Source organism: Stenotrophomonas sp. BIO128-Bstrain, assembly GCF_030128875.1.
GTDB lineage: Bacteria > Pseudomonadota > Gammaproteobacteria > Xanthomonadales > Xanthomonadaceae > Stenotrophomonas > Stenotrophomonas bentonitica_A.
On record NZ_CP124620.1, the window covers coordinates 3,229,558 to 3,248,963 of the forward strand.

At 68.2% G+C, this 19,406-nt stretch carries 15 protein-coding genes and 1 other RNA gene; 5 read left to right on the forward strand and 11 right to left on the reverse strand.

Going from position 1 to position 19,406, the window contains the following annotated elements; genetic code table 11:
* Positions 1–2 precede the first annotated feature (2 nt).
* The 9 genes from murG to mraZ are packed head-to-tail and all read right to left on the reverse strand — an operon-like array spanning position 3 to position 9,917.
* Positions 3–1,097 carry an undecaprenyldiphospho-muramoylpentapeptide beta-N-acetylglucosaminyltransferase gene (murG, locus tag POS15_RS14850; protein WP_019182486.1) on the reverse strand — a complete coding sequence of 365 codons (1,095 nt, stop codon included), beginning with the start codon at positions 1,095–1,097 and terminating at the stop codon, positions 3–5.
* The gene (gene ftsW / locus POS15_RS14855; protein ID WP_019182487.1) at positions 1,094–2,422 is read right to left on the reverse strand and encodes a putative lipid II flippase FtsW; all 1,329 of its coding nucleotides are present in this window, start codon (positions 2,420–2,422) and stop codon (positions 1,094–1,096) included. Before ftsW ends, murG begins: the two co-directional genes overlap by 4 nt.
* The gene (mraY, locus tag POS15_RS14860; protein WP_019182488.1) at positions 2,422–3,507 is read right to left on the reverse strand and encodes a phospho-N-acetylmuramoyl-pentapeptide-transferase; all 1,086 of its coding nucleotides are present in this window, start codon (positions 3,505–3,507) and stop codon (positions 2,422–2,424) included. The genes ftsW and mraY overlap by 1 nt, the downstream gene beginning before the upstream one ends.
* Positions 3,497–4,891, reverse strand: coding sequence for a UDP-N-acetylmuramoyl-tripeptide--D-alanyl-D-alanine ligase (gene murF, locus POS15_RS14865; RefSeq protein ID WP_284128364.1), 1,395 nt, complete (start codon positions 4,889–4,891; stop codon positions 3,497–3,499). The genes mraY and murF overlap by 11 nt, the downstream gene beginning before the upstream one ends.
* On the reverse strand, positions 4,888–6,390 hold the full coding sequence (locus POS15_RS14870; protein WP_284128365.1) for a UDP-N-acetylmuramoyl-L-alanyl-D-glutamate--2,6-diaminopimelate ligase: 1,503 nt from the start codon (positions 6,388–6,390) through the stop codon (positions 4,888–4,890). Before POS15_RS14870 ends, murF begins: the two co-directional genes overlap by 4 nt.
* Positions 6,387–8,231 (reverse strand): penicillin-binding transpeptidase domain-containing protein, encoded by a 1,845-nt coding sequence (locus tag POS15_RS14875; protein ID WP_019182491.1) that lies wholly within the window; start codon positions 8,229–8,231, stop codon positions 6,387–6,389. The genes POS15_RS14870 and POS15_RS14875 overlap by 4 nt, the downstream gene beginning before the upstream one ends.
* Positions 8,228–8,491 (reverse strand): cell division protein FtsL, encoded by a 264-nt coding sequence (gene ftsL / locus POS15_RS14880; RefSeq protein WP_019182492.1) that lies wholly within the window; start codon positions 8,489–8,491, stop codon positions 8,228–8,230. Before ftsL ends, POS15_RS14875 begins: the two co-directional genes overlap by 4 nt.
* Positions 8,488–9,456: a 16S rRNA (cytosine(1402)-N(4))-methyltransferase RsmH gene (rsmH, locus tag POS15_RS14885; protein WP_284128366.1), complete on the reverse strand. Its 969-nt coding sequence runs from the start codon at positions 9,454–9,456 to the stop codon at positions 8,488–8,490. The genes ftsL and rsmH overlap by 4 nt, the downstream gene beginning before the upstream one ends.
* Before the next feature lie 14 nt (positions 9,457–9,470).
* Positions 9,471–9,917, reverse strand: coding sequence for a division/cell wall cluster transcriptional repressor MraZ (gene mraZ, locus POS15_RS14890; protein WP_019182494.1), 447 nt, complete (start codon positions 9,915–9,917; stop codon positions 9,471–9,473).
* A gap of 324 nt (positions 9,918–10,241) precedes the next feature.
* On the opposite strand from mraZ, the gene POS15_RS14895 reads away from it, so the two are divergent.
* Both POS15_RS14895 and rnpB read left to right on the forward strand, forming a co-directional pair.
* On the forward strand, positions 10,242–11,018 hold the full coding sequence (locus POS15_RS14895; RefSeq protein WP_019182495.1) for an NRDE family protein: 777 nt from the start codon (positions 10,242–10,244) through the stop codon (positions 11,016–11,018).
* 26 nt (positions 11,019–11,044) lie between these two features.
* An RNA gene (rnpB, locus tag POS15_RS14900) (RNase P RNA component class A) lies at positions 11,045–11,395 on the forward strand.
* 365 nt (positions 11,396–11,760) lie between these two features.
* Here the strand turns inward: rnpB and rsmI are convergent.
* Positions 11,761–12,582 (reverse strand): 16S rRNA (cytidine(1402)-2'-O)-methyltransferase, encoded by an 822-nt coding sequence (gene rsmI / locus POS15_RS14905; RefSeq protein WP_019182496.1) that lies wholly within the window; start codon positions 12,580–12,582, stop codon positions 11,761–11,763.
* 79 nt (positions 12,583–12,661) lie between these two features.
* On the opposite strand from rsmI, the gene POS15_RS14910 reads away from it, so the two are divergent.
* The 3 genes from POS15_RS14910 to POS15_RS14920 all read left to right on the forward strand — a co-directional run bounded on the left by POS15_RS14910 (position 12,662) and on the right by POS15_RS14920 (position 16,228).
* A complete protein-coding gene (locus POS15_RS14910) occupies positions 12,662–14,383 on the forward strand; it encodes a penicillin-binding protein activator (RefSeq protein ID WP_037552989.1) in 1,722 nt (573 codons plus the stop codon).
* Positions 14,384–14,388: 5 nt separating this feature from the next.
* The gene (locus POS15_RS14915) at positions 14,389–14,757 is read left to right on the forward strand and encodes a YraN family protein (RefSeq protein WP_026069665.1); all 369 of its coding nucleotides are present in this window, start codon (positions 14,389–14,391) and stop codon (positions 14,755–14,757) included.
* Positions 14,758–14,842: 85 nt separating this feature from the next.
* Entirely contained in the window at positions 14,843–16,228 is a 1,386-nt protein-coding gene (locus POS15_RS14920) for an FAD-linked oxidase C-terminal domain-containing protein (protein ID WP_019182499.1), read from the forward strand.
* 87 nt (positions 16,229–16,315) lie between these two features.
* Here POS15_RS14920 and POS15_RS14925 read toward each other — a convergent pair whose 3' ends face one another.
* Positions 16,316–19,267 carry an autotransporter outer membrane beta-barrel domain-containing protein gene (locus tag POS15_RS14925; protein WP_284128367.1) on the reverse strand — a complete coding sequence of 984 codons (2,952 nt, stop codon included), beginning with the start codon at positions 19,265–19,267 and terminating at the stop codon, positions 16,316–16,318.
* Positions 19,268–19,406 lie beyond the last annotated feature (139 nt).

The window sequence follows — 19,406 nt, forward strand, 5'->3', positions numbered from 1 at the left end:
GTTCATTTGGATTCCTCGAGAATGATGTCGGCGATGCGCTCAGCGGCATCGACCTTGGCCAGGGCACGCGCGGCGTTGGCCATCTGCATGCGTCGGGCGGAATTTTCGGACAGATCGCGCAGCACGCCTTCCAACTGCGTCGCCAGCGTTTCATCCTGCTTCAGCAACACGGCCGCGCCGCGCTCGACCAGATACTCCGCATTGCGGGTCTGGTGATCGTCGACGGCCGCCGCGAACGGCACCAGCACACTGCCCACACCGACCGCGCAGAGCTCGGCCAGGGTGGAGGCACCGGAGCGGCACACGACCAGATCGGCCCAGGCGAACGCCTCGGCCATATCGGCGATGAAGGGTTCCACGCTTGCCTGCACGCCGGCATCGGCATAGGCCTGCAGCGCTTCGGCATGCAGCTTCTCGCCGCTCTGGTGACGCACCTGCACCGGCATGCCGGCGCCCAGTGCAGCCAGCGCCTTGGGCACCGCGTTGTTGAGCACGCGTGCGCCCTGGCTGCCACCGAGCACCAGCAGGTGCAACGGGCCCTGGCGATTGGCCAGGCGCAGATCCGGCGGCGTGATCGCGGCGATCTCGGCACGCACCGGATTGCCGACCGCTTCCTCGCGCTTGGCGAAGCTGCCCGGGAAACCGGCCAGCACGCGGCGCGCGACGCGCGACAGCACGCGGTTGGTCATGCCCGGGGCGCGGTTCTGTTCGTGCACCAGCAGCGGCAGGCCATGCAGGCGCGCGGCGATGCCGCCGGGGCCGGAGGCGAAGCCACCGAAGGCGATCACCGCACGCGGCTGGCGATCGCGGATCAGGAAGCCGGCCGCGCGGATCGCACGCAGCAGCCGCAGCGGCGCGCCGAGCAGGGCCAGCTTGCCCTTGCCGCGCAGGCCGCCGATGGCGAGCGTGTCGATGGGGATGTCGTGCTGCGGCACCAGGCGCGTTTCCATCGCGCCATCGGCACCCAGCCAGGTCACCGGCACGCCGCGCTCGCGCAGCACCTTGGCCACGGCCAGGCCCGGGAAGATGTGCCCCCCGGTACCACCGGCCATGATCATGACCGGGCGACGGGACGGATCGAGGCGAGGCGTGCTCATCCCATCCTCCCCAGCGTCGGCTCGATGCGCTGCTGCATGCGGCTGGTGCCACGGGTGGAGCTGTCACGCGGTGCCGCATCACGGTTGCCGCTGTCCTGCATCGCGGCAGCGACCGCACTGGCGCTCTCGGCCCTGGGCGTATCCCCCGGCAGCGGCCCCTCCTGGTCGGCACCCATGCGCACGGCCTGGCGGCGCTCGGCGCGATCCAGTTCGTAGGAGACGCGCAGCAGCAGGCCCATCGCCACGCAGGTCATCAGCACGCTCGAGCCGCCCGAGGAAATCAGCGGCAGGGTCAGCCCCTTGGTCGGCAGGATGCCCAGGTTGACCCCGATCGAGACGAAGCTCTGCATGCTGATCCACAGCCCGATGCCGAAGGCGATGTAGCCGGAGAAGTGGCGCTTCATTTCCACGCAGCGCATGCCCAGCCAGAAGGTGCGGCCAACCAGCAGTGCGTACAGCGCGATGATCAGGCAGGTGCCGAGGAAGCCCAGCTCTTCGGCGGTGACCGAGAAGATGAAGTCGGTATGCGCTTCGGGCAGGTAATAGAGCTTCTGCACCGAGTTGCCCAGGCCCACGCCGGTCCACTCGCCGCGGCCCACGGCCATCAGCGCGTTGGACAGCTGGTAGCCATCGCCCTGCTGGTCGGCCCACGGGTCCAGGAAGGAGGTGATGCGGCGCATGCGGTACGGCTCGATGATCGCCAGCGCGCTCATGCCGACCATGCCGATGATCACCGGCATGGACATGCGCGGCATGTTGACCCCGCCCAGCACCAGCATGCCGGCGGTGATGGCCAGCAGCAGCGTGGACGAACCGAAGTCCGGCTGCAGCAGCAGCAGCACCACCAGCGCGCCGGCCACGCCGAGCGGCTTGAGCATCGCCGGCCAGGTGGCATTGACCTCATCGCGGAAGCGGACCAGGTAGCTGGACAGCCACACGATGTAGAGCACCTTGACCGCTTCGACGGTCTGGAACTTGGAGATGCCCAGGTTGATCCAGCGGCGGGCACCGTTGACGCTGCTGCCCAGGCCCGGGATGAACACCACCACCAGCAGCGCGAAGCAGCCCAGCAGCAGGATCTGGTTGTACTGCTCGATGCTCTTGAGCTCGGTGCGCATGGCGATGATCGCCAGGCCGATACCCACCGCCAGGAAGATCAGGTGGCGGTTGAGGTAGTAGAACGGGCTGCTCATCAGCGCGATCGAGCTCGACGCGACCATCACCACGCCCAGCCCGGTGAGCGCGATGATCGCGCCCAGCAGCCACTTGTCGAAGTGGCCTCCGATGGCTTCAAGGCGGGTGGCTTGGCGCGAGAGGTCGTTCATCAGCGGACCTTCAACGTGGCCAGGCCGATCAGGACCAGCACGACCGAGATGATCCAGAAGCGCACGATCACGCGCGGCTCCGGCCAGCCCTTCAGTTCGAAGTGGTGGTGGATCGGCGCCATGCGGAACACGCGCTTGCCGGTCAGCTTGAACGAGGCGACCTGGATCATCACCGACAGCGTCTCGATCACGAACACGCCACCCATCACCACCAGCACCAGTTCCTGGCGGGTGATCACCGCGATCGTGCCCAGCACCGCGCCCAGCGCCAGCGCGCCGATGTCGCCCATGAAGACCATGGCCGGATAGGTGTTGAACCAGAGGAAGCCCAGCCCTGCGCCGGCGATCGCCGCGCAGATGATGACCAGCTCACCGGCGCCCGGGATCTGCGGGATCTGCAGGTAGCTGGAGAACACCACGTTGCCCGAGGCGTAGGCGAACACGCCCAGCGCGCAGGCGACCAGCACGGTCGGCATGATCGCCAGCCCGTCCAGGCCGTCGGTCAGGTTGACCGCGTTGGAGAAGCCGACGATCCAGAAGTAGGCGATGGCCACGAAGCTGATGCCGGCCAGCGGCAACGCGATCGACTTGAACATCGGGATGTAGAACGTCATCGCCGCCGGGACATCGGCGGTGTAGAACAGGAACAGACCCGCCGCGAGGCCGAAGATCGACTGCAGCAGGTACTTCCAGCGCGACTTCAGGCCGTTGGGATCACGACGGACGATCTTGATCCAGTCGTCGTACCAGCCGATCGCACCGAAGCACAGCATCACCGCCAGCACCAGCCAGACATAGCGGTTGCGCAGGTCGGCCCACAGCAGCACCGACAGCGTGATCGTCAGCAGGATCAGCGAACCGCCCATGGTCGGCGTGCCGGCCTTGGAGAAATGGGTCTGCGGCCCGTCCTTGCGGATCGGCTGGCCGCCCTTGAACTGGGCAAGCTTGCGGATCATCGCCGGGCCGAGCCACAGCGACAGGAACAGGGCGGTCAGCGCCGCGAGGATGCCGCGCAGGGTCAGGTAGCCGAACAGCCCGAACAGGCTCTCCAACTGCTGCAGCCATCGGGCCAGTTCAAGCAACATTGGGGGTTTCCTCTCCTTGCGCGAGCAGCGCTTTGACGATCGTGTCCATGGCGCTGCCACGCGAGCCCTTGACCAGGCAGCGCACGCCGGCATGCAGTTCGGTGGCGAGCGCGGCGGCCAGGGCCTGGTGGCTCTGGAAATGCTGGCCGCCTTCACCGAAGGCGGTCGAGGCGGCGGCGCTCAGCGGACCGAGCGTATACAGCCGCGCCAGGCCAGCCTCGCGCGCACGGCGGCCGGCCTGCGCATGCAGCGCCTCGCCGTCCGGGCCGAGTTCGCGCATGTCGCCGAGCACCAGCCAGCCTTCTTCCTTCACGCCTGCCAGGGCATCGATGGCCGCGGCCAACGAGCCGGGGTTGGCGTTGTAACTGTCATCGATCAGCACCGCGCCGTTGGGCAGCTGGTGCGCGATCTGGCGGCCCGGGACCGGCTCGGCGCGGGCCAGGCCGGCGGCGATCTGCGCCACCGGAAGGCCTGCGGCCAACGCCAGCGAGGCAGCGGCCAGGGCATTGCTGATGTTGTGCCGGCCCGGCAGGCCCAGCGTGATCTCTGCATCGCCCTGCGGCGTGGACAGCACGAACTGGCTGCCCTGCGCGGCCGGACGGATCGCACGCGCGGTGACATCGGCGCTGTGGTCCAGGCCGTAGCGCAGCACGCGGCAGCGCGGCGGCTGGCCGACGATGTGCTGTTCGAACCAGATCCCGAAGGCGTCATCGGCATTGATCACAGCCACGCCATCGGAGGGCAGCGCCGCGTAGATCGCGCCCTTGGTGGTGGCCACGCCCTGCAGGCTGCCCATGCGCTCCAGATGCGCCGGCGCGATGTTGTTCACCAGCGCGTAGTGCGGGCGCACGATCTCGGTGAGATAGGCGATATCGCCCGGCTTGCCGGCGCCCATCTCGTAGACGGCGTAGTCGGCATCTTCCGGCGCATCGAGCACGGCCAGCGGCAGGCCGATCTCGTTGTTGCGGTTGCCCGGGTTGGCGTAGACCACCTTGCGGTCGTCCCGTGCCACCTGCTCCAGGATCGCCAGCAGCAGGCTCTTGACGCTGGTCTTGCCGTTGCTGCCGGTGATCGCGAACACCTCGGTGCCGCGGTCGCGCTGCATGCCGGCGGCGATGCGGCCCAGGGCGTGCTCACTGTCGGCAACCACGATCTGCGGCAGGGCCACATCCAGCAGGCGCTCGACCAGCATCGCCGAAGCACCGCGCGCCAGGGCGTCGGCTGCGAAATCATGACCATCGAAACGCTCGCCGCGCAGCGCCACGTACAGGCTGCCCGGGGCAAGCGTGCGGGTGTCATTGCTGATGGCATCGATGGCGGTGTCTTCGCCATGGATCTCGCCACCGGCCCAATGGGCGATCAGCGACAGCGGCGTGCGCTTCATGGGGCCTCCCTGCGCAGCGTGCCCGCGTTGTCCACACGCGCGGCCAGCACTCGGCCGGCCACCTCGGTGTCGTCGAAGGCGTGCTTGACCCCGTGGATCTCCTGGTAGGGCTCATGTCCCTTGCCGGCGATCAGCACGATGTCGCCCGCGCCGGCCTGGCCGATCGCAGCAGCAATCGCGGCGGCACGATCGCGCTGCACGGTGACCGCCGCGGGTGCGTCAAATCCCTTGAGGATGTCGGCCACGATCACGTCGCCGTCTTCGCCGCGCGGATTGTCGTCGGTGACGATCACCACGTCGGCATGCTGTTCGGCGATGGCGGCCATCTGCGGGCGCTTGCCGGTATCGCGCTCGCCGCCGCAGCCGAACACGCAGACCAGGCGGCCGGCCAGATGGCCCTGCACGCTGGTCAAGGCCTGTTCCAGCGCATCCGGGGTGTGGGCGTAATCGACCACCACGGTGGGCAGCCCACCCTCGCCGCCCAGGCGGTTCATGCGGCCGGCAATCGGCTGCAGCTGCGAGAGCAGCGCGGCGATCGCGGCCGGGGCATGGTCCAGTGCATACAGCGCACCGGCCACGGCCAGCAGGTTGTCCACGTTGAAACGGCCGAGCAGCGGCGACTGCACCGGATGGCGCTGGCCGTCGACCACCAGGTCGAAGGCGATGCCGCGCCCATCCAGGGTGAGCGAATCGGCACGCAGGGTGGCCTGTGCGGCACCGCGCGAGCTGACGCCGATCGGGCGGACGCTCTCGCCGACGGTGCGCAGCAGCTCGCTGCCGAAGCTGTCATCGAGGTTGACCACGGCAGCCTTCAGGCCATCGCGGTGGAACAGCCTGGCCTTGGCCGCACCGTACTGCGCCATGTCACCGTGATAGTCGAGATGGTCGCGGGTGAGATTGGTGAACACCGCCACGTCGTAATGCACGGCGTCCACGCGGCCCTGGTCGAGCGCGTGCGAGCTGACTTCCATCGCCACGGCCTGGGCGCCGGCATCGCGCAGCTGCGCCAGCACCTCATGCATCTGCAGCACCAGCGGCGTGGTGAACCCGGTCGGCACGACGTCGCCGTACAGACCCACGCCCAGCGTGCCGATGCTGCCACTGGCGGTGCCGAGCAGGTGCCAGGCCTGGGCCAGCAGCTGCACGGTGGAGGTCTTGCCGTTGGTGCCGGTCACTCCGACCATCGTCATCGCGCGCGAGGGATGGCCGTGGAACTGGTCGGCCATCGCACCCATGCGGTTGCGCAGGCCCGGCACGGCGATCGCATCGGCCGGCGCCGGCAGTTCGGCCGGGGCCGGCGGGTCGAACAGAATCGCTGCAGCGCCATTGGCGCGCGCCTGGTCGACAAACCCCAGCCCGTGCGCGCCGAAACCGGCGATCGCCACGAAGGCGTTGCCCGGGCGCACCGCGCGGCTGTCCAGCACCAGGCCGGTGAGGGTCGGATCGTGGCTCAGTGCCACATCGGGAAGCAATTGCGAAAGCAACATCGTCTGGCTCATTGGGTGCCTCCCTGCGCGGGCGGCACCGTGGCGTGCGCGCTGGGCAGCGCGGCATCGAATTCTGCGGCGGCGTCGGGGGCGATCACCGTTTCCGGCGGCGGCATCGGCAGCACCGAGGCCGAGTGGCCCATCTTTCCGGACTGCTGCGCGGCCAGCCACGACTCGATGTCATCCGGCGGCACGTCCATCAGGCGCAGGGCGCCTTCCATGACGTTGTGGAACACCGGTGCGGACACCAGGCCGCCGTAGTACTTGCCGGCCTGTGGGTCGTTGATGACGATCACCGTGGCAAAGCGCGGGTTGGTGGCCGGCACCACGCCGGCGAACAGCGCGTTGTAATGCCCGCGCTCGTACCCGCCCGGGCCGGCCTTTCGGGCCGTACCGGTCTTGCCGGCCACGTGGTAGCCCAGCACCGCGGCCTGCTTGGCGCCGCCCTGGGTGACCACGGTTTCCATCATCGCCACCACTTCCTTGGCGATGTTCTCATCGATGATCTGCTTGCCTTCGTTGCGCTGGCCCTTGACGAAGGTCGGCGCGATCAACTTGCCGCCGTTGCCCAGCGCCGAGTACGCCGTGGCGATCTGCAGCGGGGTGACATTCAGGCCGTAGCCGTAGGACATGGTGGTCTTGGACGAGCCGCTCCAGCGTGCCGGGCGCGGCAGCACGCCGGCCGATTCGCCGGGGAAGCCGCTGTGCGGCGACACGCCGTAGCCGAAGCTGTGCACGTGGTCGTAGAAGACCTGGTCCGGCATCTTGGCCGCGATCTTGGCCGCGCCGATGTTCGAGCTGCGGGTGATCACGCCGGTGACGTTGAGCACGCCGTTGTTGCGCGGCACGTCCTTGATGGTGAACCGGCCCACGGCCATGTAGCCCGGGTTGGTATCCACCGTGGTGTCCTTGGTGACCACGCCGGACTGCAGCGCCGAGGCGATGGTCAGCGGCTTCATGGTCGAGCCGGGCTCGACCAGATCGGTCACCGCGCGGTTGCGACGGGTGTCCGGTGCCGCGCCGCCGACGGCGTTGGGGTTGTAGGTCGGCAGGTTGACCATGGCCAGCACTTCACCGGTGGCCACATCCATGATCACCATCGAGCCGCCGGCCGCCTTGTTGGCGATCAGCGCGTTGCGCAGCTCCTTGAAGGCCAGGAACTGGATGCGGCGGTCGATGCTGAGGGTAAGGTCCTTGCCCGGCTCGGCGGCGCGCAGCAGATCGCTTTCGACAGTGTCGCCCTTGCGGTTGCGGATCACGCGCTTGGCACCGGCCTTGCCGCGCAGCCATTCGTCGAAGGCCAGTTCCAGCCCTTCCTGGCCGCGGTCGTCGATATTGGTGAAGCCCAGCACGTGCGCCATCGCCTCACCCTGCGGGTAGAAGCGACGGAACTCGCGCTGCGAGGCCACGCCCGGGATCTTCAGCGCGACCACCTTCTCCGCGTCGTCCGGATTGATCCGGCGGCGCAGGTACATGAATTCCTTGTCCGCCTTCTGCGAGAGCTTGGAGGTCAGCTCGTCCAGCGGCATGCCCAGCGCGGTGGCCAGCTCCGGGATGCGGTCCGGCGCGCGCAGCAGTTCCTGCGGGTTGACCCAGATCGAGGCGACCGGCGTGGAGACCGCCACCGGCTCGCCGTTGCGGTCGGTGATCATGCCGCGCGAGGTATTGATCGGCAGCTCGCGCAGGTAACGGGCTTCGCCCTGGCGCTGGTAGAACTCGCTGTTGATGATCTGCACGTAGGCAGCGCGACCAACCAGCGAGACCGAGCACAAGCCCAGCGCCAGCCCCACCCACTTCAGGCGCTGGCGGAGGTTGAAGCTGTTGCGCGCACGGTTGCGCCCGGACTTGTTCATGGCCGGATCACCACGACATCGGCCGCTTCGGGGAACTTCATGCCCAGGCGCTCGCGGGCGACGCGGTCGACCCGGGTGGCCTCGGCCAGGGTGGCCTGCTCGAGCTGCAGGCGACCGAACTCGATGTTGATCTCATCGCGCGCCCGCTCGACCCGGGACAGCTCCACGAAGGTCTGGCGGTGGCGATGGCGCATGAACACCACGCCGATCGCCGAGGCGACGGTGCAGGCCAGCAGCACGATCAACAGCAGGCGGCTCATCCGGCCACCTCGCACTTCTCGGCGACGCGCAGCACGGCGCTGCGCGAGCGCGGATTGACCGCCAGCTCGTCATCGTCGGCCTTGATGGCGCCGCCGTGCAGCACCAGGGTCGGCACGAACGGCTGCGCCTCGGGCAACCGGCGGTTGCTCGGCGGGGCCTTGGCATGGCGGTTCATGAACTGCTTGACGATGCGGTCTTCCAGCGAATGGAAGCTGATCACGGCCAGGCGGCCACCGGGCTTGAGGCGCGCCAGGGCGGCATCCAGGCCGGCCTCGAGGTCGGCCAGTTCGCGGTTGATGTGGATGCGGATCGCCTGGAAGCTGCGCGTGGCCGGGTTGATCTTGTCCTTGCCACGCGGCATCACGGCGGCGATGGCATCGGCCAGTTCGGCGGTGCGGCTGAACGGCTGCTTCTCGCGGCGGGCCACCAGCGCGCGGGCGATGCGCCGGCTCTGGCGCTCTTCGCCATAGGTCCACAGGATATCGGCGATTTCGCGCTCTTCGGCACGGTTGAGCCACTGCGCCGCGCTTTCGCCGCTGTCCGGGTCCATGCGCATGTCCAGCGGGCCGTCCTTGCCGAAGCTGAAGCCACGCTCGGCGACATCCAGCTGGGGCGAGGACACGCCCAGGTCGAACAGCACGCCATCCAGGCCCTGCGCGGTGGCATCCCAGTGCAGCAGATCGGCGAAGCTGCCACGGAAGATCGAGACGCGCGGGTCCGGCGCGAAATCACGCTCGGCTACCGCAATCGCCTCGGGATCCTTGTCCATGACCAGCAGCCGGCCTCCGGGACCGAGTTGCTCGAGCACGCCGCGGGCGTGACCGCCACGACCGAACGTGCCATCGAGATACACTCCGTTTTCGATCACCTTCAGGCCATCCAGGACCTGCGTGTACAGGACCGGCAGGTGGCCTGCCGGCGACTGCGACACCGGAAGGTGACCGGTCTGCGCTGCTCCGCGCATCCGGGCACCCCGGCTCACAACTTCAGGTCGAGCAACCCATCGCCGAGATCCTCGTCAGACAACGTCTGCTGGATCAACGCGCGATGAGCCTGCTCGCTCCACAATTCGAATTTGTCGCCCATACCGAGCAGCACCGCCTTCTTTTCAATGCCAACGGCACCACGGTGGCTGGCGGGAATACTGATGCGGCCGTTGCCGTCCAGCTCCAGATGCGCGGCCGAACCGACCAGCTTCTGTTGCAGGAGGCGCACGACGCGCTGTGTGTTGGGCTTGGACATGACGTCATCACGGACGCGTTCCCATTCCTGTTCGGCGTACAGCCAGAGGCAGCCGGACTCGAACGGGTTGTAGGTCAGGACCAGACGGTTGTTGCTCACACGCGCGACAAGGTCGCGATGCGCGGTCGGAACCGCCATGCGCCCTTTGTCGTCAACAGTGATGGCCGTCTCGCCTTGAAACACGACGTTTTCACCTTTCCTTCGCCTGGTGAAACATTGAACCACGAAAAACCACAAAAAACCCGGTTTCCCCTCTGATGCCCACCTTAGCAGTGCCGATTGGGTTGTCAACAACTTTGCGAAGGGGAAATCACTTTGAACATCAAGGGCTTGCAGCAATGTTTAGAGACTTGTTCAAGGCTTATCCAAAAGTTGCTGTTTCGTCTCATTTTTTGAGATTTCGCCGAAGTTCAGGCCTGTGGAGACCGCGTGAAACATCGCCGCGTATTCAGTCCTGACGCGGTCGGCATCGTCTCGCCGCTGCGCAGAACCGGCACAATGTGAGGCATGTGTCTGCTCGCCCTCGCATGGAAAACACACCCCCTCTGGCAGCTGGTGATGGCCGGCAACCGCGATGAATTCCACGCGCGGCCCACCGCCGCGCTGGCGCGCTGGTCTCCGCCGGATGAGGCCGTGGCCGCCGGCCGCGACCTGCGCTCGGGCGGGACCTGGGCCGGGATCGGCGGGCAGGGCCGGATGGCGGTGGTGACCAACGTCCGCGACCCGCTGGCCCGGCAGACCGGCCCCTCGCGCGGCGCCCTGGTGGCCGGCTACCTGCGCGACGACGCGCCGGCCGCCGTCTTCGCCGACCAGCTCGCCGCGCGCGCGGTGGAATTCGCCCCCTTCAACCTGGTGCTGGCCGACCGCGACAGCTGCCAGTTCCTGGGCAACCATCCCCTGCACCGCCAACCGCTGGCCCCGGGCATCCATGGCGTGTCCAACGGGCCGCTGGACGCGCCGTGGCCGAAAACCGTGACATTGAACGCAGCGCTGCGCGCGTGGGTGGACGCCGGCAGCGAGGACCTGACCCCGCTGTGGGACGCCCTGCGCGATGAGACCCGCGCCGACGACAGCGCCCTGCCCGACACCGGCATCGGCCTGGCGCGCGAGCGCTGGCTGTCCTCCGCCTTCATCCGCAGCCCCGAGTACGGCACCCGCGCCAGCACGATCATCGCGCTGGGCGCCAATGGCCACGGCTTCATCGCCGAGCGCCGGTTCGATGCGGAGTGTGACTGCATCGGCGAGACCCGGCTGACGACCACGCGGCTGTCTGCGCCGAGGTGACGTGAATGTGGGACAATGCGCGCGGCGGAGTCGGCCAGACAGTCGCGTCATCCCTTGCGGATGCCGAGGAAAGTCCGGGCTCCACAGGGCAAGGTGCCAGGTAACGCCTGGGCGGCGCGAGCCGACGGAAAGTGCAACAGAAAGATACCGCCTACGTTTCCTTCGGGAAGCCGGTAAGGGTGAAATGGTGCGGTAAGAGCGCACCGCGAGTCTGGTAACAGACCGGCACGGCAAACCCCACCTGGAGCAAGACCAAATAGGGACCTAATGGCGTGGCCCGCGTCGGGTCCGGGTAGGTTGCTTGAGCGCTGCGGTGACGCAGCGCCTAGAAGAATGACTGTCCACGACAAAACCCGGCTTATCGGCCGGCTCCGCCGCTTTTTTCGTCATGACGAAAAAGCCCCAAGGTTTGCAGCGCAAACCTGGGGCCCCGGGCCACCAGCGCCCCATTCCCCGCGGCTGTCGCCGCGCCCCCCTTTACTAAAGGGGGCTGTGCATCCAGACGGTTGGCGTGGGCCGGCATTCAATCTGCCCGCGCGGTAGAGCCACCCCATGGGTGGCTGCCTCACGTTCTGGCACCGCGTGCAGCCACCCATGGGGTGGCTCTACCTTCTTTGGCACCGCGTGCAGCCACCCATGGGGTGGCTCTACCTTCTTTGGCACCGCGTGCAGCCACCCATGGGGTGGCTCTACCTTCTTTGGCACCGCGTGCAGCCACCCGTGGGGTGGCGCGACCGGCCGATCAACCGCCGTACAGGGCTTTTCTGGGGGCACCGGTGAGTTCGGCGGCGAGCTTGGCTGCGGTGGACGGCGGGAGGTGTTCGCTGAGCTTGGCGTACATGCGGCGGCCGGCGGCCAACTGAGCCTCCTCATCGTCGGCCGCGCCCTGCACCATCACCACGAACTCGCCCTTGCGCTGGTTGTCATCCGCCTCGACCTGCTGCAGCAGCGAGGCCAGGTCGCCGTCCAGCACGGTTTCGAACAGCTTGGTCAGTTCGCGCGCCAGCACCGCGGGCCGCTCGGGCCCGAACGCAGCCATCATGTCCGCCAGCGATTCGGTGATCCGGTGCGAGGATTCGTAGAACACCAGGGTGCGGGTCTCACCGGCCAGCGCGTTGAGGCGCTCGCGGCGGCCGGAGGCCTTGGCCGGCAGGAACCCTTCGAAGGTGAAGCGGTCGCTGGGCAGCCCGGCCACGCTCAGTGCGGCAATCGCGGCGCAGGCGCCGGGCACCGGGCTGACCTTGATCCCGGCTTCGCGCGCGGCGCGGACCAGGCGGTAGCCCGGATCGCTCACCAGCGGGGTGCCGGCGTCGCTGACCAGCGCCAGCGACTCACCGGCCAGCAGGCGCGCCACGATCCGCTGCGACAGCGCTTCCTCATTGTGATCGTGCAGCGCCACCAGTGGCTGCTGGATGCCGAAGTGGGCCAGCAGCTGGCCGCTGCGGCGGGTGTCCTCGGCGCAGATCGCGGCCACCGAACGCAGCACGTCCTGTGCCCGCGGGGCCAGATCGGCGAGGTTGCCGATCGGGGTGGCAACGACATACAGCGTGGGGACAGCACTCATCAGCGGCTCTTCCGTGGTCAAGGGTAGAATCGTACCGTTCCCCGGCCACGGCCGCTGCCCCCATCGAATGGACCTGATCATGAACAAGCCCGTCGTAAGGATCTCCGCCCTTTCGTTGTCGCTGATGCTGCTTGCCGGCTGCGCCACGACCAGCTTCACCAGCGCGCCGGAATCGCCGGCCCAGAGCCAGGCCCTGGCCTTGATCGAGCAGGGCAAGCCGCGCGATGCGGCGCTCCAGCTGGAAGCGCTGGCCAACACCCTGCGCGGCAGTGCCCGCAGCGCTGCCTTGGCCGATGCCGCCTTTGCCTGGCACGAAGCCGGCGATGCCACCCGTGCCCGCACCCTGCTGGCCCAGGTCACCGCGCGCCAGCTCAGCGGCGCCAGCCTGCAGCGCTACCAGCTGTCCACCGCCGAACTGGCGCTGGCCGACAAGCAGCCGGCGCAGGCGCTGGCCGCGCTGAAGGATTCGGCCGATGCGGTCACCCCCTCGCTGCGCACGCGCTGGCAGCTGGCCCGCGCCAACGCGCTGCAGGCCACGGGTGACAACCTCGGTGCCGCGCTTGAGCGCGCCCGTGCGCACGCCGCACTGACCGGCAAGGCGCGCAGCGACAACCAGCAGGCCATCGCCGGGCTGCTCGGCACGCTGGACGATGCCACCCTGCGCGCCCGCGCCGCCGCCCTGCCGGCCAATGAGCCGCTGTACAACTTCGCCGGCCGTGCGCTGATCGCCCGCGGCCTGCCTCTGCCGCGTCCGTTCGATCGCGAAGCCGCCTCGCAGTTCGATACCAGCAAGCGCCCGCCGGCCATGAGCGATGGCTACCGCCCGCCGGTGAAGATGGCCGTGCTGCTGCCGCTCAGCGGCCGCCTGGCCACCGCCGCGCAGCCGGTCCGCGATGGCCTGCTCAGCGGTTACTACGGTGAAACCCGCCGCCGCCCGGACATCCAGTTCATCGATACCGCCGGCACCGCGGCCGGGGCCGTGGCGGCCTACGACAAGGCCGTGACCGCCGGCGCCGATTTCATCGTCGGCCCGCTCGGCCGCGACGAAGTGGATGCCGTGTTCGGCCGCCGCGAGCTTCCGGTGCCGGTGCTGGCGCTGAACCGCGGCAAGGACACCCCGCCGGCCGGCAGCGCCGGTTTCTCGCTGGCCCCGGAAGACGACGGCATCATCGCCGCCGAGTATCTTCGCGGCCGCGAACGCAGCAAGGTGCTGGTGATCCACAGCAACGATGACAACGGCCGCCGTGCGGCTGCCGCCTTCCGCGAGCGCTTCGCGCAGCGTGGTGGCCAGGTGGTGGCGACGATCGGCGTCAGCGACACCGTCGGTGATATCGGCGCGCAGGTGCGTGCCGCCGGTGCCATCGACGGCGTGCTGCTGGCGGTCAAGGCACCGCAGGCGCGTGCGCTGACGCCGCAACTCGCACTGGCCGGTGCGGGCGGCGCCACCCGCGTCGGCACCTCCCAGCTCACCGTCGGCGCCGGCAAGCCCGAAGAAGACATGGCGCTGGACGGCATCGTCTACCCGAACGAAGCCTGGAACGTGCGCGGCGTGCCCGGCCTGCCAGCCGCATCCACCGCCGGGCAGATCCTGCCCTCGGCACGTGGCGCCTCCGGTCGGCTGTTCGCGTTTGGTTTCGACGCCTGGAAGATCAGCGCCTACCTGGACAAGGTCGCCACCGAAGGCGGCCTGGCCGGCGCCACCGGCACCCTGTTCCTGGACAGCAACGGCAACGTGCTGCGGGTACCGGCATGGTCGACCTTCAGCGGCGGCCGGCCGATGCCGATCGCCAGCAGCAACTGATCGGCGTGCCGACAGGGCGCGCGCTACGTGGCGCGGCGGTGGAAGCCGCCGCGCAGCACCATCTCCGTGAGGCCGGGCTGCGCCCGGTCACCACCAACGCGCGTTATCGCCGCGGTGAAATCGACCTGATCATGCGCGACGGCGATGTCGTCGTGTTCGTGGAAGTGCGCTACCGCGCCAATGCCCGCTTTGGCGGCGGCGCGGCCTCGGTGGACCTGCGCAAGCGACGCAAGCTGGTGATCGCCGCGCAGTTGTTCCTGCAATCGCATCCCTGGCTGGCCGAGCAGCCCTGCCGCTTCGACGTGGTTGAAGCCAGTGGCGAGCCGCCGCAGCTGAACTGGCTGCGCGACGCGTTCCGGCTGGAAGACTGCTGATGCCGGCGAGCGTTACCCACGCCTCATTCCACCGCCGTCGTGGTGCGCCGCGCCGATGTGCCCCAGCCGATACCCGGACCCGATGATGACCACCGCCCTGCCCGCTGCGTTCGCTGCCACCCTGCATGCCCTGCTTGGCGAGGACGGCTGGCGCACCGATGACAGCGCACTGGACGCACATGCGCAGGACAACTCCTGGCGGCACCAGCGCCCGGCTGCGGTGGCACTGCCGTCAGACATCGAACAGGTGCAGGCGCTGGTGCGTGCCTGCCGCGTGCATGGCGTGGCCCTGGTCGCGCGCGGCGCGGGTACCGGCACCACCGGCGCTGCGGTGCCGTTGCCCGGCAGCATCGTGCTGTCGTTCACCCGCATGGACCGCATCGTCGAGATCCGCGCCGGTGACCGCTGCGCGGTGGTGCAGCCGGGCGTGCTCAACGGAACGCTGCAGCAGGCACTGGCACCGCACGGCCTGTTCTGGGCACCGGATCCTTCCAGCGCCGAGATCTGCAGCATCGGCGGCAACTTGGCGTGCAATGCCGGTGGTCCGCGCGCGGTGAAGTACGGCACCAGCCGCGACAACGTGCTGGGCCTGGTGGCGGTGACCGGTGCCGGCGACGTGATCCGCTGCGGTGGCGCCTACACCAAGGACGCCACCGGCTACGACCTGACTCATCTTCTGGTCGGCAGCGAAGGCACGCTGGCGCTGATCGTGGAAGCCACGCTGAAGCTGACCCCGTTGCCGGTCAGCCAAGCCGGGCTGCGTGTGCTGTACCGCGATGCCGACGCGGCCGCCGCTGCCGTGTCACGCCTGATGTCGCAGCCGGTCGTTCCCACGCGCTTGGAATTCATGGACGCGCGCAGCCTTGAACTGCTGCGGCTCAATGGCGCCGACGTGCCAGAGGCCGGTGCGATGCTGCTGGTCGAGGCCGATGGCGACCACGACACCCTGCCCTATCTGCTGCAGGCGCTGGCTGCTGCTGCCGAGGGTGACGGCATGATCGCGCTGGACGTGGCCATGGAAGGGGCCGCGCGCGAAAAACTGTGGGCTGCACGCAAGGCGCTGTCGCCCGCGCTGCGCAGCATCGCCCCGGGCAAGATCAACGAAGACGTGGTGGTGCCGGTATCGCGCATTCCGGAGCTGGTGGCCGGCGTGCAGGCACTAGCGCACGAGTACACGCTGACCATCGTCACCTTCGGTCATGCCGGCAACGGCAACCTGCACGTCAACATCCTCTACCACCCCGACGACGCCGACGAGAACGCACGCGCGCATGCCGCGCTGCCGAAGATCTTCGAACTGACGCTGGCGTTGGGCGGCACGCTGTCGGGCGAGCATGGCATCGGCCTGGCCAAGCGCGACTTCATGGCCAAGGCGTTCACCGCGGAAACGCTGGCGGCGATGCGCGCGATCAAGGCCGCGCTGGACCCGGATGGCATCCTCAACCCGGGCAAGGTGCTGCCGCCGGCTTAACGATCCGCCGGGCATGGCCCGGCGCTACCGATTGCCCGGCGTCGGATCCCACTGCCAAGCACTGGGATCCGACCCCACCCACACTGCTTACCAGGCCATGCGCAGACCCACCTGGCCACCCACGTTGCGGTAGCCGTGGTCGCCGCGCTGCACGGTCATGCCACCCCATGCGCCCCAGCGCTGGCCCAGCTTCAACTCGGCACCGGCCTGCACCTCGTAGCGGTTGCGCGGTACCTCCGCGCCCAGCGTGTCACCGTTGAACTGCAGCGTGCTGGTACCACTGCCACGCAGCCAGTTGACGCCCAGGTACGGCTGCACGATGTTGCCGGCTGCGGTGCCATGGCCGAACACGCGCGCGCCCAAACGCCCGCTCAGGCCACCGGCTTCGGCACGGTCGATCACTGTACCGTTGCTCTCCACATGGCGGTCGGCGCGGTAGTCTGCATACGTCAGCTGCAACTGCGGCTGCACATACAGCGCACTGGCGGCGTCCTGCCACACATTGAAAGTGTAGCCGGTCTCCAGCGAGGCACTGGCCACCCGCGAATCATAGTGCTCCGGCTCCAGGCCGATGCCCTGCACCCGGTTGTCGAAACGGCCGTACTGCAGGTTTGCATCGACGTAGGCACCCTGCGTGCCATCGGCATCCCGCATCCAGGTGCCGTACACCCCCATCGCATTGCCGCGCACACGCCCCTTGGCGCTGTAGCCGGTCAGCCCGGACACTACCGTGCTGTCGGTGCGGCCGCTGCCTAGCATCACGCCAAAGGCCGCGTTACCCCGACGCAACACGTCGCTGCCAATCTGCAGTACCGACGTATTGCCATCCACCGACAGCTGACCGCCGACCGCGCTGAAATCCGCCTGTTGGCGGCCCACGCGTGCCCATGCCGTGGGACCGTCCTGTAGCGACACCGCGCCAATACGGTCGTTCAGGCGATGGGCAAACATGTTGATGGCGGCCGACTGATTGGCCAGGTAGGCACCTGCCTCCGGGCGCAGCACCGGCGGCGGTATCACCGGGGTGTCGCCACCTTCGCCTTCTTCGCCGCCCTCACCTTCTTCGCCGCCTTCACCCGGGTCAGGCCCCGGCCCCGGGCCAGGATCGACCGCGCAGCCCGGCGCACCCGGATCGTCCTTGCAGACATCGAACCACTGCGAGCGCAGGTACCAGTTGCCATCGGAAGGATCGGCAAGCCCGCCCTGGAACAGGAAGTACTCATGGGAACCACCCACTGCACGCCCGGCCAGCGCATAGGTCGCCAGCGATGCGCCGTCCACCTCGATCAGCTGGATGCCGTCGGTCGTCTGGCCGCCGACACCACCAATGTTCTTCACCGCGATCCTCGCGTCTCCCGAGGTATCGCCACGCACATGCAGGCGATCAAAGGCGCTGTCGTCACCGCCCAAGGCCCCCTGGAACAGGAACGTCGCGTCCTCGCTGTGCAGATCACCGTCCACGGTGAGCGTGTTGAATCGACCACTGCCGTCGGACAACGCCACGCCACTGTTGAGCACCTGCAGTTCACCCACCGTGGCGTCGCTGGTCAGCGTCCACTGGCTGCCGCTTTCGATCGCCATCGTCTGCACCAGGTCGGAAGACCCCTGCCACAGCGATCCGTCAGCCAGGCGCACGTGCACATCGGACTGCGGCACCAGGCCGGCGTCCTCGTCCTCGGGCGTGATGACGATGTCGCCCACCATCTGCGAGTGACCATCCAACACCACGTCGAAACGCCCGGCCACTGCTGCATCCAGCGCGATGGCAATGCCGTTGCCACCCGATACGTATGCACCGTTGGCCAGGGTCAGCCCTGCATCACGGCTGCTGCGCACCCACACGCCGCCATGCTGCGCGCTTGCCAGCGAACCACCGTCGATGCCCAGACTGCCGCTGTCGTTGATCACCGCGGCCCACGCGCCTTCGCCTTCGGTGCGGACGTGCGTGTTGGTCAATGTCATCCCACCGCCGCCACCGGTCAGTACGCCGTGCGCCTGCTGTCCTTCAGTGAGGATGACACTGTCCTGCAGGTGGAGGCTGCCGCCCTGGCGCGCCACCGCGCCAATCGCACCGGTACCAGAGGTGTGGACCTGGGCAGCGCGTGCGTTGATGGTCGCCCTCGCGCCGAAGGCGGTGAAGTCGGCATACAGCCCATGACTGCTCTCGCCGGATGTGGTCACATCCACGCGTTCCAGATCCGCGGTGCCGGCTCGCACATCGATGCCGACCGCACGATCTCCCTCGCTGATGATCGCACTGCCTGACATCGCCAGTGTCGAATCGGCAAACATGACCACGGTTCCAACCCCGTTGCCGGTGCTGTGCAGTGTGGAGTCGGCCACGATGACCGTGTTGCCGCGACCATTGATGTCCAGCGCGATGCCCTTGGCACTCACCGTGCTTCCTGCAAGTTCAAGCTGGTTGTTGTCCTGCAGCCAGATACCCGATTCACCTTCGATCGCCACATCGGACAACACCATGTTCGCACCGGTGGCCGACACCGCGCGGCTACCCAGCCCCATCGCCGAGATCGAGCCACCGGTCATGGTGATGTCACCGCCACCGGCAAGGCCGACCGACGACACACCCTCCATGCGGATGTTTACATCCTGCAGCGTGGCCTGGCTGCCGGTATGCGCCACAACGCCCATGCCTGTGCCTTTGTTGATGACGTCGGTCGCCGTCAGATGCAGTTCACCGCCGGTCGTCGCCAGCGCCGTGGTGGCACCAAAGCCAGTGGTGACCAAGGTCGAGCCGTTCAGTTCAATACGGCTGCCAGTTCCTTCGGCACGGGCGGCGGATGCGCCACCGCCGCTGGCGCTCACGTTGACCGCACCCAGCGGCACGATGCTGCCGCCGTTGAGCGCATGGAAGGCATGATTGCCCACGCCGGCTGCGCTGTAATCACCCGCTGCAGGGGTTTGTTCATCACCGTCGGCGATGACCTGCTGTGCGTGTGCGCGGACAGGAATTGCAGCGGCAAGCGCGACGGCGAGGGCCATGGCCAGCGCTGAGTAGTGAATGTGATGGGGTCGCATGTGGGGGTCTCTTTTTGTCGGGAGCGGCATGGTGGATGTCGCGTTGCGCACCCACCATCCAATTAGTTGTAATCTCGCTAGCGGTATGGCAGCGACCTCGCGAGGCAAGGGGCCGCAGTGCGCCTGGGCAGCGCCCACT

Excerpts from the sequence above, each read along its gene's own strand:
- murG (WP_019182486.1), bottom strand. The coding sequence starts at position 1,097 with ATGAGCACGCCTCGCCTCGATCCGTCCCGTCGCCCGGTCATGATCATG.
- ftsW (WP_019182487.1), bottom strand. The coding sequence starts at position 2,422 with ATGAACGACCTCTCGCGCCAAGCCACCCGCCTTGAAGCCATCGGAGGC.
- mraY (WP_019182488.1), bottom strand. The coding sequence starts at position 3,507 with ATGTTGCTTGAACTGGCCCGATGGCTGCAGCAGTTGGAGAGCCTGTTC.
- murF (WP_284128364.1), bottom strand. The coding sequence starts at position 4,891 with ATGAAGCGCACGCCGCTGTCGCTGATCGCCCATTGGGCCGGTGGCGAG.
- POS15_RS14870 (WP_284128365.1), bottom strand. The coding sequence starts at position 6,390 with ATGAGCCAGACGATGTTGCTTTCGCAATTGCTTCCCGATGTGGCACTG.
- POS15_RS14875 (WP_019182491.1), bottom strand. The coding sequence starts at position 8,231 with ATGAACAAGTCCGGGCGCAACCGTGCGCGCAACAGCTTCAACCTCCGC.
- ftsL (WP_019182492.1), bottom strand. The coding sequence starts at position 8,491 with ATGAGCCGCCTGCTGTTGATCGTGCTGCTGGCCTGCACCGTCGCCTCG.
- rsmH (WP_284128366.1), bottom strand. The coding sequence starts at position 9,456 with ATGCGCGGAGCAGCGCAGACCGGTCACCTTCCGGTGTCGCAGTCGCCG.
- POS15_RS14895 (WP_019182495.1), top strand. The coding sequence starts at position 10,242 with ATGTGTCTGCTCGCCCTCGCATGGAAAACACACCCCCTCTGGCAGCTG.
- rsmI (WP_019182496.1), bottom strand. The coding sequence starts at position 12,582 with ATGAGTGCTGTCCCCACGCTGTATGTCGTTGCCACCCCGATCGGCAAC.
- POS15_RS14910 (WP_037552989.1), top strand. The coding sequence starts at position 12,662 with ATGAACAAGCCCGTCGTAAGGATCTCCGCCCTTTCGTTGTCGCTGATG.
- POS15_RS14920 (WP_019182499.1), top strand. The coding sequence starts at position 14,843 with ATGACCACCGCCCTGCCCGCTGCGTTCGCTGCCACCCTGCATGCCCTG.
- POS15_RS14925 (WP_284128367.1), bottom strand. The coding sequence starts at position 19,267 with ATGCGACCCCATCACATTCACTACTCAGCGCTGGCCATGGCCCTCGCC.